We start from the raw sequence: 16,168 nt of genomic DNA on the forward strand, positions 1-16,168 counted from the left end.
AAACCGGTTTTAGAAGCGTGCATTAAGACCAACAGTGAACACGGTTGTTGCCGGCGTTACACCCGTACCACCTGCTGCTAAACCAGTTGTTTCAGGGTCAACGCCGTTGTATTTGCTCCGGTATTTAGCCCAGATGAACGGCTGCTGAATGCTTGAGTACAGACGCAGTGATTCCATGTGGAGCTTTTGAGCAATTGCCGGTGTAAACGTATAGCCAATGTTGATGTTCCGCAGTTTGACGAACGTACCATCGAAGTACAACAGCGTTGTGTTGTACACAGGGAACTCCTGGTTGCTCTTCGGACGCGGGAACTCGTTTGTCGGGTTGTTTGGTGTCCAGTAATCAACTTTAATTTGCTGATAACGGCCAGCCAGCGCGTTGTTGTTGCGGTGGAATTCACTCCGGATGATGTTACCAACACGGGCAAAGAAGAAGAACGAGAGGTCAAACCCTTTGTATGAGAAGCGATTGGTGATACCGCTGCTGAATTGCGGAACGTCGGAACCGATAATGACACGGTCATCGGCATTGATTTTGCCGTCGTTGTTCGTATCCTGCACTTTGATTTGACCAACTTCACTGGCGTATGATTTGGCTTTGTCTGCTTCGTCCGCCTGCCAGATACCTACTTTCTTATAATCGAAAATAGTGCTCAGCGGGCGGCCAATGAACCAGCCGTTTCCTAAGTCATCCACTTTTCCGTTGTAGAGCGAGAGGATAGCCTCGGTGTTCTTGGTGAACTGGAAGTCCGTATTCCACTTGAAGCCCGAAGGCGAGTTGATATTGTAGGTTGTAAAGCCCAGTTCGATACCACGGTTGCGGGTTTCACCGACGTTACGCGTTACGGCACCGAAACCAATTGAGCCCGGCAGCTGATCGGCTAACAAAAGAGCGGTTGTATTGGTCTGATACAATTCCAGTGAACCCTGCAGACGGCCTCTCCAGAAGCTGAAATCAAGACCGATATTCGATGTAGCAGATGTTTCCCAGCGTAGGTCAGGGTTACCAATTGTGTTCGGACGGAAACCAAAAGCAGCGGTTGTGTTCCACGCGTAGGCCGTCCGTGACAGTAAGCCTTGTGTCTGGTAAGGACTTACTGCCTGATTACCTACTACCCCGTAGCCGGCGCGCAGTTTCAGGAGGTCAACCCATGGAACTGCTTTCAGGAATGGCTCATTACTTACGTTCCAGCCTAAAGCAACGCCGGGGAAGTTACCGTACTTTGTGTTCTCCCCGAAACGGCTCGATCCGTCACGACGAATAGTGGCCGTAATCAAGTACTTATCGTTGAAGTCATAGTTCACCCGGGCCATGTACGAGTTGATCGTCCATTGCGTCAGCGAACTGGCGGTACCCAGTACTGAGCTGGCTGCCCCCATATTGTAGAATTGCTGCGTTTCTGCCGGAACACCCTGTACATCTGCGCGGTATACTTCGTAATTATCGCGCTGGATTGAGTGGAGTAGTGTAACGTTCAGGTTATGAACATCTTTGAAGGTTTTCGTATAGTTTACGATATTCTCCAGTGTCCAGTTGAAGCCCCAGCGGTTTTCATTCGTAGCCTGCGGATCGCCAAATTTACGGGCATTGGTAGCAGCACCGATAAAGCGGCCCCAGCGTGCCAGCGTAAAGTCCGGTCCGAAGTTGACACGGTATTTCAGACCGTCCAGAATCTTAACTTCGGCAAAGATACTGTTGAACATCCGGTACCGCTTTGTCTGATCAACCTGAGCACCCGGAATAACTTCATATAACGGGTTAGTCAGCAGAGCGTCATTCGTTGGTGAGAAGATGAGATTACCCTTGTCGTCATAGGGTACTGCCAGCGGGTTTTGCTGAATGGTAAAGCCGTATGGGTTCAGGTTTTCTCCGTTACGGAGGCTATACATCATGTATGACGAAATCCCGACTTTCAAGGCTTTATTTACCTGATGATCAATATTAGCCCGCAGCGAATAACGGGTAAAGTCGAGACCATCCGAAATACCTTTGTCCTGGAAATAACCGGCCGAAATGTAGAACTGTGTTTTTTCTGTACCGCCCTGAACGCCAACAGAATGGTTTTGCATTACCCCGTTTTTCAGGATCAGGCTTTGCCAGTCGGTACTAGTGCCGTTGGCAATACCTTTGGCAACGGCAGGGTCACCGCCTAATACCGCTACTTTGGCATCGGCAACCGGATCGGCAACCCCCGTCGGTACAGCATTACCGTTGGCATCTTTATAGCCACCGGTTGCCCGGTAAGCTTCACGCACATATTCAGCAAACTCCGGACCACTGAACAGATTGACTTTATCAAGCGGTTTAGAAACACCGGCGTATGAATCATAGGTAACGGTTGTTTTCCCTTTTTGCGCACCCCGCTTAGTCGTAATCAGTACGACACCATTGGCACCCCGTGCACCGTAGATGGCCGTTGCGGTCGCATCTTTCAGTACTTCCATAGAGGCCACATCGCTCGGGTTCATGTCTTCATAACCTGCCGATAGCGGAATCCCGTCAACTACATACAGTGGATCGTTACTGGCACTAAATGAACGACGGCCGCGAATCAGAATTTTCGGAACGGTACCTGGTTTTGAGCCGGTTTGTGTAACGTCTACCCCGGCCGCCCGGCCTTGCAGGGCCTGACCAAGGTTTGTAATCGGCATCTCCTGAATTTCCTTGGCACCCACAGAGGTGATCGCACCGGTGGTCTGGCTTTTCTTCTGCGTACCGTAACCAACGACTACAACTTCGTTTAGTGCCCGTGTGTCCGTTTGCAGTTTGACATCAACAGAAGCGCGGTTGCCCAGTGTTATTTCCTGAGACATGAAACCTACTGATGAAATGACCAGTACGATATTGCCAGCCGGTACCGTCAGGCGGTAAGTGCCTGATGCGTCAGTAGTTGTACCGCGTGTTGTCCCCTTTACGGACACGTTTACACCCGGTAATGGTGCATTATCATCGGAGGAGGTCACTTTGCCCGTTATCGTGCGTTCCTGCATCGGGCTTTGGGTTGTAGCAGAATTAAGCCGGGGCATTGCTGCCAGAACCGGCGCGGTCAGAAGCAGACCGGCTGCCATGCACATGGCTGTCAGGCGCAGAGACTGCGCACCCGACCGATGCTCAGATCGGAAAACGTGTTTCATGATAAATTAAGATAAGAATTAGGTTGGTAAACGTTTATTTATAGTTAGTCAAGTTTTGCTACGGCGTGCCCGGACCGGATAATGGTCACCTTTCCATCGTTGACGACAATTGTTTCGCCGGGCTTAAGGGAAAAAGATTCTTTTTTAGTTGGCAGAAAGGCATCCAGTGTACCGGTAACCAGGGTAACCCGTGTGTCGGAATCACAATCGGAAACCCTGAACGTTGTACTACACGACGAAAGGGTCAGTGTAGACAGATGAACGCGGAATTGCTGATCCGGTGCTTTAAAGGCACAGCGGGCAATCTCAAAATCAGCCTCACCCGTTAACCAGACCGCTTTCGGATTCTCTTCGGTCCACTGATGGGCATACTTCAGCTGGCTGTTGGGGTGTAGTTGTACCCGGGAGCCATCAGGAAGACGGACAGTCTGATTCTCGGTTACCTGCGTACGGATCGTCAGTAAAGGCGGGTTCCACTGAATCCAGAAGGCCCACCCGACAAAAAGAACAATGCCAATCAGCGCGGCAACGGTACGGATGAAGTACCACCAGGCAATGACATTCTGAATATTGGGTTGTAATGTTTTTACATCATCTATCTCCTGAAGGGATACCCGGATGCGCCGCCAGAGCGTTGAAATATCATCGGCCACAAGCTGATCATCGGACAACGGTGCGGAGAAGGTCAGGATCAGCTGACGGGCTTCTTCAACCGTATGGCAGCACTCAGGATGCCTCACTAACCAGGTGTTCCAGAAGCTGACTACTTCTGTGTCCGAAGGGTGCTTTACCCAACGAACGAACAGGTCGTCGAGGGCTAGCTCTTCGGCAGAATAAGTAGCGTATGGCTTCATGCATTAAAGAGATCAGAGGTTAGATATAGTGAGAAAGCATAAACCTGTACGAAATCTACTTATTTTTAGACCTTTCCAGGATAGCGAAATTATCGTCAAAACGGGGCTTTTTTATGTTTTGATGACTTTTTTAGCTTTTTTCTCTTTTTTTTTGATCAGAAAAGCCAAAAAAATAGGTAGTCTACTAACCTGTAGACTACCTAAATATAAAAAACCGTTCAGAGTGATTACTTTTTCTCCGGCTGCAGGATAAACTGAATAAAATTAGTACCGAAATACTGATTAGCGGCAGCTTTAGTACTCTCTGGTGTAACTTTATTTAACTGTTCGGTTTCGTGCAGAATTTCCGATAAGTCATCACCGTTGAAGTATTGATTGGTCAGATAGCCCAGCCAGAAGTTATTTTCTTTTAACTGAACTTCGGTCTCCCGCATACTCTCGGCTTTAAACTTAGCGATGTCTTTAGGATCGGCTCCGTTTTTCTTCAGTTCATTAATCAGCTCCAGTGTTTTACTGATTAGCTTATCAACATTTTCCGGTGCACAGCCAAAGCCGATCCGGAAGCTGTAGCGCTGAACCGGAAACTTGCTGTATGAACCGCTGGCACTGACACCGTAGACCCCGCTTTCTTCTTCCCGTAGTTTTTCAAGCAGTTTAATTTCAAGGACTTCGCTCAGGGCGTCAACCTGTGTGGCGTTTTCCGGTGTCCAGGTGAAATTGCCGCTGTATACCAGCTGGACGGTGCTCTTGGGATCAATACCTTTATAAACGGTCTTAGTGATCTGACCTTCCGGGGCACGTATGCCTAAATCGTTGAAGGATTCATGCGTACCGCCGGTTGGTAAACCGCCGATGTATTTCTCAATCAGCGGCCGGATGGTCTTTTCGTCGAAGCTACCGACGAAGAAAAAGGTAAAGTCACCGGCATCCGCGAAGCGTTCCCGGTAGATTTTAAAGGCTTTGTCGAGGTCAATCTGGTCCAGATCGTCAGGTTTCAGCGGATAGCGGCGCGGGTTATGGTTCCCCAGCGTTACCTGCACTGTATCCTGAAATACCTTATTAGGTGTTGGCGTTGCGAGCTGATTGGCCAGCAGGCCGCGCTGATTTGACAAAAAGCCTTTAACGACATCAGGGTCTTTGCGGGGCTGCGTAAAGTAACTGTACAATAGCTCAAGAGCGGTCGGCAGGTCTTTAGGCGATGCGGAGCCGCTCATACCTTCATTCAGCTCACTGATATACGGATAAACACTTAACGATTTGCCGGCCAGAAACTTACCCAGCTGTATCTGATTGAATTCGCCGGTGCCGCCCTGCGAGATCAGGGTAGAAGCGAACCGGGCATTCTGGAAATCTTTCAGGTCATAGAGTGATGTTCCGCCTTTGCTGATGGCTGAGAACAAAATCTGGTCGTTTTTAAAATTGGTCGGTTTAAGCACGACTTTAATGCCGTTTTTCAGCGTCCATTCAGTAACCCCGATGTCAGCAATCTTTTTCTCACTGGTTACCGGCGAAGGGGTAGGGGTTTTAGCCAGCAGCGGTTTATTAACCGTTTCATCAACGTAAGCCGTCAGATTCTGACCGGTGCTGTTGATATACGACAGCACCTGCTCTTTTGTCGGCAGTTTGTCCTTGTCTTTCTCGGGAGCCATCACGATTACGGCACGGTTCGTATCGACAATGAATTGATTGACAAGAGCATTGACTTCCGGCAGGCTAATTCCGTTCAGGTTTTTCCGGACAAATTCGTAATAATAGCCAATGCCGGTCGACGGGTCGCCGTCGAGAAAATGCTGGACGTATTGTCCGACGAGTGCTGAGGAACGGGTTTTGTCCTGTTCTTTATAGGTTTGTTCAACTCCGTTTAACAGTTCCTGCTTTGCGCGGGCCAGCTCAGTAGCCGTAAAGCCGAATTTCTGTACCCGTGCGTTTTCGTTCATGACAGCTTTGATAGCCCGTTCAACGCCGGTTGCATCTTTGGGTACGGCAACCGAGGTGAAGGCATCAAGGTTACCCAGAAAGCCACCGTAATTGCTGAATCCGAATACAAACGGAGGATCAGCCTGTTGGGTCAGTTCTTCCGTCCGGTTACCCAGCATGGCATTGAACAAGCTCCGTTTCAGGCTTTCGCGCAGGTCGTTGAGCGTACGTTCCCTGATTTCCGGCCGTTTGGTAATTACCTGTACAACGGTATTTGGTTGCTCCGGATCGGTCAGAATAACCACTTTTGAATCCGGATGAGGAGCGATTGTGTATTCAGTTCGCGGTTTAGGAGATGCAACGGCCGGAATACGGCTGAATTTTTCTTTAATAATACGTTCTACCTTCGCAACGTCAAAATCGCCGACGGCAATCACTGCCATCAGGTCCGGCCGGTACCAGTCTTTGTAGAACTGCTGCAATACTTCCGGCTTAAAGTTCCGGATAATATCTTCTTTACCGATCGGCAACCGGTTGGCATACTGAGAGTTATTCAGGATAAGCGGGAAGTACTTGTCCCGCATACGCTGCTGCGCACCGCGCCCGAGCCGCCACTCTTCCAGAATGACACCCCGTTCCTTATCTATTTCAACCGGATCGAGTGTAATGTTATGGGCCCAGTCTTCCAGAATCTGAAACGCGCGCTCAAACAGCCGGGCCGAATCCGTAGGGACGGGTAGTTGATACACCGTTTCGTCGAAGCTGGTATAGGCGTTCAGGTCTGCCCCAAATTTAACGCCTGATGACTGAAGGAAGCTGACCAGTTCATTTTTAGGGAAATTCTTCGTGCCGTTAAAGGCCATGTGTTCCATAAAGTGGGCCAGCCCTTGTTGGGCATCCGTTTCAAGTACCGAACCGGCTTTGATCACAAGCCGTAGTTCAGCCCTGTTTTTGGGTTCGGCATTTTTCCGGATGTAATACGTAAGGCCGTTGGCTAGTTTTCCGGTTTTTACCTGCGGGTCAAACGGAATCGGCTTCTTCAGGTCGGTGGAAACGGCTGGTAAGGCAGCGGTAGTTTTTTTCGGAACGGATTGTGCCTGCGCAAAAACAACAGTACAACCCAGACAGACTGATAAGAATAGTGCTTTCATCGAGCGGATGGGAAAAGATACGTAGAATAACGTATGCTGTAAAGGTAATGTTTGACGGGATATAAAAAAGATAAGGCTCCCTGATCTTCGCAGAGAGCCTTATACTGACTATTCCTAAACCCTTAACCTTTTCTACATGAAAAACTAACTTTTACCCATTTCCGTTCCGGAATGTGTCTGATTTTTTAGGATTAACCTATTATAAATCAGCAGCTTCCTGAATTTGAGCCTCTGTTGACCACAGGTAATTAATTACCCGTTTTGTAAAGTCGGCCTGCTTAATCCAGCGTACCGTTTCGGTGTCTGCCGGTTGCTTAGCCAGTACTTTTGTTACTTGTGACGCAGCCTCATTGAATTTGTCACGGTCAGCAGCACTGACAGATAAAACTGAGACTGGATTATTATTATATAACGAGACAACCCGCATAAAGTTTTGCCAATCGTTTCCCTGGCTGAAAAGCTGCGCTTTCTGTTCTACATAAGCGGCGAATTGCTTTTCTGTACCATTGACTAGCATTGCGCTTGCCGGCGTTTTGGAAGCCGGGCTATCATCAGTGATGGTGGTAGCCGCGCTTGCCTTAGTGATCAGTAATCCTAATCCAAGAATCAGTGATGCAAAGATAACACGCGATTTCATTGTTTTGTTCTATTTTGTTTTTGTTTTGAGAACGCACAAAGGTCTGTAGAAGTTTGAAGATTACAAAATCTAAGAACCATGAAATCGGAATAAAATAAAAGTATAAAGCCTTGTTTGATGTTTGTTTTTCTGAATTAGTGTTTGTTTTGGGTTTAAAATCGGAATTATATTTTGTGTAAAAATGACTAATCAATGCAAAATTTTTTTTTGAAAAAAGTAAAAGTTCTTTAAAAAATCATATCATTGGTTGAAATTATTCATCGTGTTTTGTATGCCCATAGTACAAAATGCAAGGGCAGCATCGCCGGCTTTGTCCAAATACAGCGGTAATTCGGCTAATTCGGCTTCAGGAAACTGACCAAGAACGAAATCGGCCTGACGGCCGCGGGTAAAATCATTCCCGATACCGAACCGCAAGCGGGCATATTGCTGCGTACCCAGCACTTCGTCAATATGCTTAAGGCCGTTGTGGCCCCCGGGAGAGCCTTTAGGCTTCATGCGTAATTTACCAAACGGTAAATCCTTATCATCCGTGATAACCAGCAGGTTTTCAACCGGAATATTTTCCTGGCGCATGTATGACTGCACGGCTTTACCACTCAGGTTCATGTAGGTGGTCGGCTTTATAAAAAAAAGCTGCTTGCCTTTATAAGACCATTTAGCGGTGTAGGCAAGACGGTTAAGGGAAAAACTGAATCCATGTTGAGCCGCTAAGCGGTCGAGAACCATAAAACCGGCATTGTGGCGGGTAAGTGCATATTCAGCACCGATATTACCGAGTCCGACAAGTAAAAATTTCATCTTTGTCTGTTTATCTGCAGCGAAAAAAGCAAAAATCGCAATCCTTGCTTTGAAAAACTAACCCTAAACCGCAAACCACAAACCCGTAACCGCTATTTTTGACCTATGAACCAACAACGCCTTATCTTAAGCAGCCCTTTACTGGAGATTGTTATCAGCCGGTTGTGCCAGGAGTTGATCGAGACACATCAGACGTTTGATAATACAGTTATTCTGGGTATGCAGCCCCGGGGAATTTACTTCGCTGAACGCGTAAGCCGTGAGTTGAGCCGGATTCTGGGTAAAACCATTCAGGTTGGCCGCCTTGATGCCACGTTTTACCGCGATGACTTCCGCCGGCGGGATTCGCCCTTACGGCCGAATACAACACAGGTGCCTTTCCTGATTGAAAATAAGAATGTCATTCTGATTGACGATGTGCTGGCTACCGGCCGTATGGTCCGTGCGGCGCTGGATGCCATGACGGCCTTCGGAAGACCCCGTAAAGTAGAATTGCTGGTATTAATTGACCGGCGCTATAACCGCGACCTGCCGATTAAACCGGACTATACCGGTATGCGGGTAAATACGCTGGAGTCGCAGCGGGTACTGGTCGAGTGGAAAGAGCAGGGGAATGAAGCCGACCGGATCTGGATGATCGGATAAAAAACGGCCTGCTATTTACTAAAATGGTGGTTGGTCGTTGCTGATTGTTACTGGTGATAGCTGTTTGTCAGAGAACCGACGCAGCACGCAGAAACAATCAGCAACGAAAAGGCTAGTCGCGGTCGTTACCGCCCGGGCCTTTCATGATTCCACGCTCTGAGTTGCGGACAAAATTCACAATCTCATCCCGCTCATCTGAAGGAGGCAGTTCCAGTTCAATGGCGCTCAGAGCTTCTGCGTTGTTTAATCCGCGCAGATAGATGTAGCGGTAGATCTCCTGAATCTGGTTGATCTGATCGTTTGTATAGCCGCGGCGGCGTAAACCAACCGAGTTGATACCGGCGTAGGTCAGCGGTTCGCGGGCTGCCTTCGTAAACGGAGGCACGTCCTTACGAACCAGCGAACCGCCTGAGATAAAGGCATGGGTTCCGATCTGCGCAAACTGGTGAACCGCACTGAAGGCACTGATAATACCCCAGTCGCCCAGTGTTACGTGGCCGGCCATCTGTACGGTATTACCGATAATGCAGTTGCTGCCGATCCGGCAATCATGGGCAACGTGGGCGTAAGCCATGATCAGGCAGTGTGAGCCAATCTCAGTTTTCCAGTGTTCTTCGGTGCCCCGGCTAATAGTGGCATACTCCCGTAAGGTCGTATTGTCACCGATGATGGTCAGGGTATATTCACCTTTGTATTTTAAATCCTGAGGAATAGCAGAAACAACAGCACCTGGAAAAATTTTACAATTCTTACCGATACGTGCGCCTTCGTTGATCACGGCATGAGAACCGATCCAGGTTCCTTCGCCAATTTCCACGTCCTTGTGAATAATGGCAAAAGGCTCGATGATAGCGTTAGGTGCTACTTTAGCCTCCGGATGGACGTATGCTAATGGTTGAATCATGTTTCTTAGTGGTCAGCAATCAGCGGATCAGCGTGTAGAGTAGACACGAACTGATTAACACTGATCACCAGGTTACTTTTTCTTTACCAGACTGGCAATCATATCGGCTTCGCAGACAAGTTGTCCTGCTACGTAACCCCGTCCCTGCATTTTTACGATACCGCGTTTCATCGGTGAGGTAAATTCGCAGCGGAAAATAACGGTATCTCCCGGAAGAACGTTGCGGCGGAACCGGCAATTTTCGATACCGATCAGATATGGCCAGTAGTTTTCAGGATCCGGAACCTGGCTCAACACCAGGATGCCGCCCGTCTGTGCCATGGCTTCGAGCTGCATCACGCCCGGCATAACCGGATTGCCGGGAAAGTGGCCCATGAAAAACTGCTCGTTCATGGTTACGTTCTTGATCCCTACCACGCTTGTCTGATCCAGGGCGATGATTTTGTCGATCATCTGGAACGGGTAGCGGTGTGCCAGCAGGCCGGAAATTTTGCTGATGTCCATCACCGGCGGCTGCTTCGGATCGTACTGCGGAACCTGATTCTGTGCCGTTTTCTGAATCTGTTTCTTTATTTTTTTAGCAAAGGCCACGTTTGCCGCATGGCCCGGTCGGGCTGCCAGAATCTGTCCTTTAATCGGACGGCCAACCAGCGCCAGATCACCCACCATGTCCAGCAGTTTATGACGGGCCATTTCGTTCGGATAGTGCAGCTCCAGGTTGTTCAGGATCCCTTCTTTCCGGTTAACGCCCACCTTAGGCTTCTTGAGCAGGGCCGCCAGGTAATCCAGTTCGCCTTCTTCCACCTCACGGTCAACGATAACAATGGCATTGGTCAGGTCACCGCCTTTGATCAGGTTCTGCTTATACAGGGCTTCCAGCTCATGCAGGAAAACAAAAGTACGGCAGCTGGCGATTTCGTCGGCAAACTGGGTAATATCATTGAGTGTTGCATGCTGGCTGCTGATAACCCGCGAGTTATAGTCAACCATTACCGTCAGCCGGTAATCATTCAACGGCAATGCTGCAATCTCAATATTTTTTTCGGGATTTTGGTAGTGAATGGCCTCCGTAACTTCGAAGTAGTTCCGGTTTGCATTCTGTTCTTCGATACCTGCCGCCAGTAACGCCTCTACAAACTTAATAGAGCTGCCGTCCATAATCGGTGGTTCGGGACCATCCAGCTGAATCAGTGCATTGTCGATCTGCAAACCAACCAGCGCCGCCAGTGTGTGTTCGACGGTATGAATGCGGGCGCCGCTTTGCTCGATCGTTGTTCCGCGCGACAAATCAACGACGTTGTCTACGTCGGCATCGACGATAGGCTGACCCGGTAAGTCTGTACGCTGAAACTTAAATCCATGGTTCGTTGGCGCAGGGAGAAAAGTCATCGTGGCAGATACCCCCGTATGTAGACCTACGCCCGACACCGAAACGGATTTCTGGATTGTTTGCTGTTTGATATTCATAGCTTAATGATTCGTATCTGATCAAGGGTTATGGCGGTATCAGATACCTAATTTCCAATCTTTTTTTCTAAACTGATCAGCCTTCGTTCTATGTCGGGCAGACGGCGGTAAACCACAATTGCCCGCATACTTTCTTTCAGATCGAAGGCCGGTGAACTGTTTAGCGATACCCCTTCTTCCGTAACCGGTTTCATAACACCCGACTGGGCACCGACTTTCGTCTTGTTAGCAATCGAAATGTGGCCGATAATACCAACCTGACCGGCGATTACGCATTGGTCGCCGATCTTTGTTGATCCCGAAACGCCGGTTTGGGCCGCAATAACCGTATGCCTGCCAACCTCAACGTTATGAGCGATCTGAACAAGGTTATCAAGTTTAGCGCCCTGACGGATGATGGTTGATCCCATCGTTGCACAGTCGATGGTGGTGTTAGCCCCCACGCTCACAAAATCCTCCAGGATAACATTACCTAATTGCGGAATGGTCTTGTAACTGCCGTCCGGCTGCGGCGCAAAGCCGAAACCATCACTGCCGATAACCGCGTTCGGATGAATGGTACAGTGACTGCCAACCACGCAGTTATCGAGAATCCGGGCGCCCGGATGAATAATCGACGAGTCGCCGATGGTCACGTTATCGCCGATATAGGCGTTCGGATAAATCTTGACGTTTTTGCCGATTTTACAGTTGCGGCCGATGTAAGAAAAGGCACCTCTGTAGACAGCTTCTCCGGTCTGGCTGTTTTCTCCGATAAACGAAGGTTGTTCGACACCGGAGCGGCTGTAGGTAATAAAACGGTGATATTCTTCCAGTAATCTTGTGAATGCAGAATAGGAGTTTTCTACAAAGATTAACGAAGCAGATACCGGTTTTTTAGGCTCAAATGTACGGTCAACGATGACTGCCGATGACTGAGTCGTATATAAAAAAGGCTCGTATTTTAGATTGGATAAGAACGAAATACTTCCGGGTGTGCCCTCTTCAATCTTCGCTAAGGTATTGATTGATAAAGAATCATCACCCTGAACGTTTCCATCCAGCAGTGCTGCAATCTGCCTGACTGTAAACTCCATGCTTTTAGAGTAACGCTTACTAACCGTTATTTACGAACGGTTTTTTTGCCGCTAAGGTAGATAACAAATAGGATTATTCGGATGATTATTCGAATAATTTAAAAAAATATTGACCGCGTACAAGTACCAGGCTGTCGCGTACGTAAGCATAGCGGAATCAACTAACTGTCAGCGGGTAAATCCGGCCGGCTGCTCAGCCAGCTGCGTATTGGATAAGTCCCGTGCCCAGCAGATGTAATGCCGGCGCACAATATTGGTTAACGCCTTGATTGTCGGCAGGTCAGAGGCATCGGCAATGTCAATAATCTGACCGCTTTTGAGCTTAATATCAATCGTATCGCCCGAAGGCAGGTAACCGGCATTGGTCGCCTGACCCTGTACCATAAAATACGAAAGCTCTTCGTCGGTAAGGCCCTGTTTGCGGAGCTGTGCCTCAATTTCAGCAACTAATTCGGGCGCAAACGGCTCTTTAGCCAATACGATTTTAAAAAGGTGCCGGTTGACCAGCATTGTACAGATGGTCGACAGGATCCGGTCGCTGTGCGTGGTCCAGGCTTTCAGGCAAAACCAGACGTCATGATCGTCGAGCTGCGTAAATGCCTGGAGGTAGCCGGGGTTTTCGCGGAACTCGTTCAGGGAAATATCGTGCGTCAGAAAGAGCAGAAAAGCCGGGGAGGCCACCAGGTCCGTAGCGCCCTGCCGGATCAGGAAGCGGGCCCGCCGGAAAACCTGAATCAGCATCGATTCAGCACAGATCGACGTTTTATGCAGATATACCTGCCAGTACATGATCCGGCGGGAGTTCAGAAAGTTTTCGATACTGAGAATTCCTTTCGCTTCTACCACCAGCTGATCATCGACCAGATCGAGCATTTTAATGATCCGGTCAGCTCCGATGGTGCCCTCAGCCACCCCGGTATAGAAGCAGTCGCGGTTGAGGTAATCCATGCGGTCCATATCGAGCTGACTCGAAATAAGCTGATGAAAGAACGGCCGTTCGTAGGTGCCCTCAAACATCCGGATGGCCAGGTCAAGGCCACCGCCCAGCTGCCGGTTCAGGGCCTGCATCAATAACAGGGAAACCGCCTCGTGCGGTACATCGCTGAGCAGGCAGGATTCCAGCACGTGCGAAAACGGGCCGTGACCGATGTCATGTAATAAAATAGCTGCCTGGGCTGCCGTACATTCATCATCCGAAACCGGGTGGCCTTTGCTGCGCAGTGTCTGAATCGCTTCGCCCATTAGGTGCATGGCACCCAGGGCGTGGTGAAAACGGGTATGCAAAGCACCCGGATACACGTATTCCGATAAACCCAGCTGCTTGATGCGGCGCAACCGCTGAAAGTAGGGGTGTTCCACCAGATCAAACAGCAGTTTATTCGGTATGGTAATAAACCCATAGACAGGGTCGTTCAGTATTTTTCGTTTTATAATGGCTGACATCAGGTAAATCGGCTGCGTGACGATGGTCAGTTGTGATTGCGCAGGTTCGCGGTAAAGAAACAGAAAAATAGCGTGCTTTCGTTTCTGATACTGAGAAACGTACTGTTAACTAACTCCCGGAAAGCCGGACCGGTTAACTAATTTTCAGAAATTCTGGTTATCCTGTCCGGAAAAATTGTAAATTTGCAGGGCTATTACGGTTGAAACCATAGCAACGGGCTTGTAACTCAGTCGGTTAGAGTGCCTGACTCATAATCAGTAAGTCCCAGGTTCGAGTCCTGGCTGGCCCACATAAAGCAATCCCCGCTGACTAAATCCGGCGGGGATTTTGTTTTATTTGCTCCCCTAAACCTTACTGCCACATGAAACTGCATACAATTGATACCGGCCTCTTCAAACTGGACGGAGGCGCTATGTTCGGTGTTGTCCCTAAATCGATCTGGAACCGGCTGAACCCTGCCGATGAGCGAAACCTGTGCACCTGGGCGATGCGCTGCCTGCTCATCGAGGAAGGCAACCGGCTGATGCTGGTAGATACCGGAATGGGTAATAAACAGGACGCAAAGTTTTTCAGTTACTATGACCCGCACGGCGATGCCACCCTGCTGTCGTCGATCCGGGCAGCGGGTTACGATGCCGCCGATATTACCGACGTTTTACTGACCCATCTCCATTTTGATCACGTTGGCGGAGCCACCCTCCGCGACGGTGAGGCCATTCGTCCGGCGTTTGCCAATGCAACGTATTGGGTGCATGCTGCCCACTGGCAATGGGCTATTCATCCGAATCCGAGGGAGCGGGCGTCGTTCCTGAAAGAAAACCTGATGCCGTTGCAGGAAAGTGGGCAACTGCGGTTCCTAGATGAAATACCGCTTGGGCTGGACGGGCTGACAACGGAATTTGTTGACGGCCATACCGAAAAAATGACGCTTCCGCTGATTGAGGCGGGTGGTAAAAAAATCCTGTTCTGCGCGGACCTCATCCCTTCATCGGCTCATATTCCGTTGCCCTACGTAATGGGCTACGACGTACGGCCGTTGCTGACGATGGATGAGAAAGCACGTTTACTGGATAAAGCGGCCGAAGAGCAATGGGTGCTGGTATTTGAACACGATCCCGTTACGGAAGCGGCTACCGTCGAACGTACCGAAAAAGGTGTCCGGCTAAAAGACAGCGGCCGCCTGGCAGATTTTATCTGAGACTTAAGTTCCTGAAAAACTAAATGCCTGGCTTCGTCGTTGCTGGTAGTATATACACCTTTTATACACAAACAGACATTATTAAGTCTTACCCATCAATATGAATGTAGGCTTGGTTTTATCAGGAGGCGGCGCGCGCGGGATTGCGCACCTGGGTGTTATTAAAGCATTACAGGAACAAGGCGTAACTGTAAACCGTGTTTCGGGTACGAGTGCCGGGGCTATTGCCGGGGCGTTGCTGGCCGCAGGTTATCCACCCGACGAAGGGCTCCGGATTATTGAAAGCGCCGGTATCTTCAGGCATTTGCGGCCGGCCTGGAACCGCATGGGCCTGCTGCGGATTGACACCGCTTTTCCGGTCTACCAGAAGTATTTTCCGCATGATTCGTTCGAAGGGCTCAATATACCGCTGCATGTTGTCGCGGTTGACCTGAATCAGGGCGAAATAACGGAGTTTAACAGCGGAGAACTCATCAGGCCTATACTGGCCTCATGTTGTCTGCCCGGTATTTTTGAACCCATGCTGCTGAACCGGAAACAGTATATTGACGGCGGCATTCTCAATAATATGCCTGTCGAAGCGCTCGAAAATAAAGTAGATTACATTATTGGCTCCCATTGTAACCCGGTACAGTGGCAGAAACCGGTTACATCGATCCGCGGGGTAGTAGAACGTAGTCTGGTACTGGCCGTACAAAGCAAAACAAAAGATCGTTTTGCCCGGTGTAACGTCCTGATTGAGCCGCCGGAGCTGGCAAAATTTGATGTTTTTGATGTGCGGCGGGCGCGTGATCTGTTCCGCATCGGTTATACCTATACTCATTCTATCGAAGAACAGATCAGTAAAATGCTCGCTGCACCTGCCCGTCAGCTGGTATAACGATATTTTTTTTCCTTTGCCATTGCCTCTCAGCTATTTAAACGTTGAGAGGCTTTTTT

The 16,168-nt window shown here is 49.2% G+C and carries 12 protein-coding genes and 1 tRNA gene; 4 read left to right on the forward strand and 9 right to left on the reverse strand.

What is annotated here, in order from left to right; translation table 11 throughout:
- Nucleotides 1-9: 9 nt before the first annotated feature.
- From AC23NW_RS07840 to pth, 5 genes are all read right to left on the reverse strand, one after another.
- The gene (locus tag AC23NW_RS07840; RefSeq protein ID WP_487448926.1) at nt 10-3,027 is read right to left on the reverse strand and encodes a SusC/RagA family TonB-linked outer membrane protein; all 3,018 of its coding nucleotides are present in this window, start codon (nt 3,025-3,027) and stop codon (nt 10-12) included.
- Nucleotides 3,028-3,179: 152 nt separating this feature from the next.
- The gene (locus tag AC23NW_RS07845; RefSeq protein WP_487448732.1) at nt 3,180-3,989 is read right to left on the reverse strand and encodes a FecR family protein; all 810 of its coding nucleotides are present in this window, start codon (nt 3,987-3,989) and stop codon (nt 3,180-3,182) included.
- 227 nt (nt 3,990-4,216) lie between these two features.
- Nucleotides 4,217-7,057 carry a M16 family metallopeptidase gene (locus AC23NW_RS07850; RefSeq protein ID WP_487448734.1) on the reverse strand — a complete coding sequence of 947 codons (2,841 nt, stop codon included), beginning with the start codon at nt 7,055-7,057 and terminating at the stop codon, nt 4,217-4,219.
- Between the two features lie 199 nt (nt 7,058-7,256).
- A complete protein-coding gene (locus tag AC23NW_RS07855; RefSeq protein ID WP_293835259.1) occupies nt 7,257-7,694 on the reverse strand; it encodes a hypothetical protein in 438 nt (145 codons plus the stop codon).
- Between the two features lie 240 nt (nt 7,695-7,934).
- Nucleotides 7,935-8,495 carry an aminoacyl-tRNA hydrolase gene (pth, locus tag AC23NW_RS07860; RefSeq protein WP_293835260.1) on the reverse strand — a complete coding sequence of 187 codons (561 nt, stop codon included), beginning with the start codon at nt 8,493-8,495 and terminating at the stop codon, nt 7,935-7,937.
- A 105-nt stretch (nt 8,496-8,600) separates the two neighbouring features.
- Between pth and pyrR the strand changes: the two genes are divergently transcribed.
- On the forward strand, nt 8,601-9,140 hold the full coding sequence (gene pyrR, locus AC23NW_RS07865; protein ID WP_293835262.1) for a bifunctional pyr operon transcriptional regulator/uracil phosphoribosyltransferase PyrR: 540 nt from the start codon (nt 8,601-8,603) through the stop codon (nt 9,138-9,140).
- 112 nt (nt 9,141-9,252) lie between these two features.
- Here the strand turns inward: pyrR and lpxA are convergent, their stop codons facing one another.
- The 4 genes from lpxA to AC23NW_RS07885 all read right to left on the reverse strand — a co-directional run bounded on the left by lpxA (nt 9,253) and on the right by AC23NW_RS07885 (nt 14,030).
- Nucleotides 9,253-10,044, reverse strand: coding sequence for an acyl-ACP--UDP-N-acetylglucosamine O-acyltransferase (gene lpxA / locus AC23NW_RS07870; protein WP_293835263.1), 792 nt, complete (start codon nt 10,042-10,044; stop codon nt 9,253-9,255).
- A 72-nt stretch (nt 10,045-10,116) separates the two neighbouring features.
- Nucleotides 10,117-11,511, reverse strand: a complete 1,395-nt coding sequence (locus tag AC23NW_RS07875; RefSeq protein WP_293835265.1) for a bifunctional UDP-3-O-[3-hydroxymyristoyl] N-acetylglucosamine deacetylase/3-hydroxyacyl-ACP dehydratase — start codon at nt 11,509-11,511, stop codon at nt 10,117-10,119.
- 47 nt (nt 11,512-11,558) lie between these two features.
- Nucleotides 11,559-12,587 (reverse strand): UDP-3-O-(3-hydroxymyristoyl)glucosamine N-acyltransferase, encoded by a 1,029-nt coding sequence (gene lpxD / locus AC23NW_RS07880; protein WP_293835267.1) that lies wholly within the window; start codon nt 12,585-12,587, stop codon nt 11,559-11,561.
- A gap of 168 nt (nt 12,588-12,755) precedes the next feature.
- Complete coding sequence (locus AC23NW_RS07885; protein WP_293835268.1) at nt 12,756-14,030, reverse strand: HD domain-containing protein; 1,275 nt, start codon at nt 14,028-14,030, stop codon at nt 12,756-12,758.
- 216 nt (nt 14,031-14,246) lie between these two features.
- Between AC23NW_RS07885 and AC23NW_RS07890 the strand changes: the two genes are divergently transcribed.
- The 3 genes from AC23NW_RS07890 (at nt 14,247) to AC23NW_RS07900 (ending at nt 16,109) form a co-directional block, all read left to right on the forward strand.
- A tRNA-Ile gene (locus AC23NW_RS07890) sits at nt 14,247-14,320 on the forward strand.
- Between the two features lie 72 nt (nt 14,321-14,392).
- Entirely contained in the window at nt 14,393-15,229 is an 837-nt protein-coding gene (locus AC23NW_RS07895) for an MBL fold metallo-hydrolase (protein ID WP_487448737.1), read from the forward strand.
- Nucleotides 15,230-15,329: 100 nt separating this feature from the next.
- Nucleotides 15,330-16,109: a patatin-like phospholipase family protein gene (locus AC23NW_RS07900; protein ID WP_487448739.1), complete on the forward strand. Its 780-nt coding sequence runs from the start codon at nt 15,330-15,332 to the stop codon at nt 16,107-16,109.
- Nucleotides 16,110-16,168 lie beyond the last annotated feature (59 nt).

Source organism: Arsenicibacter sp. R0_47, from assembly GCF_057652235.1.

What these genes read in the sequence shown, in the direction of transcription:
- pyrR (WP_293835262.1), top strand. Translation starts at nt 8,601, where the DNA reads ATGAACCAACAACGCCTTATCTTAAGCAGCCCTTTACTGGAGATTGTT.
- pth (WP_293835260.1), bottom strand. Translation starts at nt 8,495, where the DNA reads ATGAAATTTTTACTTGTCGGACTCGGTAATATCGGTGCTGAATATGCA.
- AC23NW_RS07855 (WP_293835259.1), bottom strand. Translation starts at nt 7,694, where the DNA reads ATGAAATCGCGTGTTATCTTTGCATCACTGATTCTTGGATTAGGATTA.
- lpxA (WP_293835263.1), bottom strand. Translation starts at nt 10,044, where the DNA reads ATGATTCAACCATTAGCATACGTCCATCCGGAGGCTAAAGTAGCACCT.
- lpxD (WP_293835267.1), bottom strand. Translation starts at nt 12,587, where the DNA reads ATGGAGTTTACAGTCAGGCAGATTGCAGCACTGCTGGATGGAAACGTT.
- AC23NW_RS07900 (WP_487448739.1), top strand. Translation starts at nt 15,330, where the DNA reads ATGAATGTAGGCTTGGTTTTATCAGGAGGCGGCGCGCGCGGGATTGCG.
- AC23NW_RS07845 (WP_487448732.1), bottom strand. Translation starts at nt 3,989, where the DNA reads ATGAAGCCATACGCTACTTATTCTGCCGAAGAGCTAGCCCTCGACGAC.
- AC23NW_RS07895 (WP_487448737.1), top strand. Translation starts at nt 14,393, where the DNA reads ATGAAACTGCATACAATTGATACCGGCCTCTTCAAACTGGACGGAGGC.
- AC23NW_RS07840 (WP_487448926.1), bottom strand. Translation starts at nt 3,027, where the DNA reads ATGCCCCGGCTTAATTCTGCTACAACCCAAAGCCCGATGCAGGAACGC.
- AC23NW_RS07875 (WP_293835265.1), bottom strand. Translation starts at nt 11,511, where the DNA reads ATGAATATCAAACAGCAAACAATCCAGAAATCCGTTTCGGTGTCGGGC.
- AC23NW_RS07885 (WP_293835268.1), bottom strand. Translation starts at nt 14,030, where the DNA reads ATGTCAGCCATTATAAAACGAAAAATACTGAACGACCCTGTCTATGGG.
- AC23NW_RS07850 (WP_487448734.1), bottom strand. Translation starts at nt 7,057, where the DNA reads ATGAAAGCACTATTCTTATCAGTCTGTCTGGGTTGTACTGTTGTTTTT.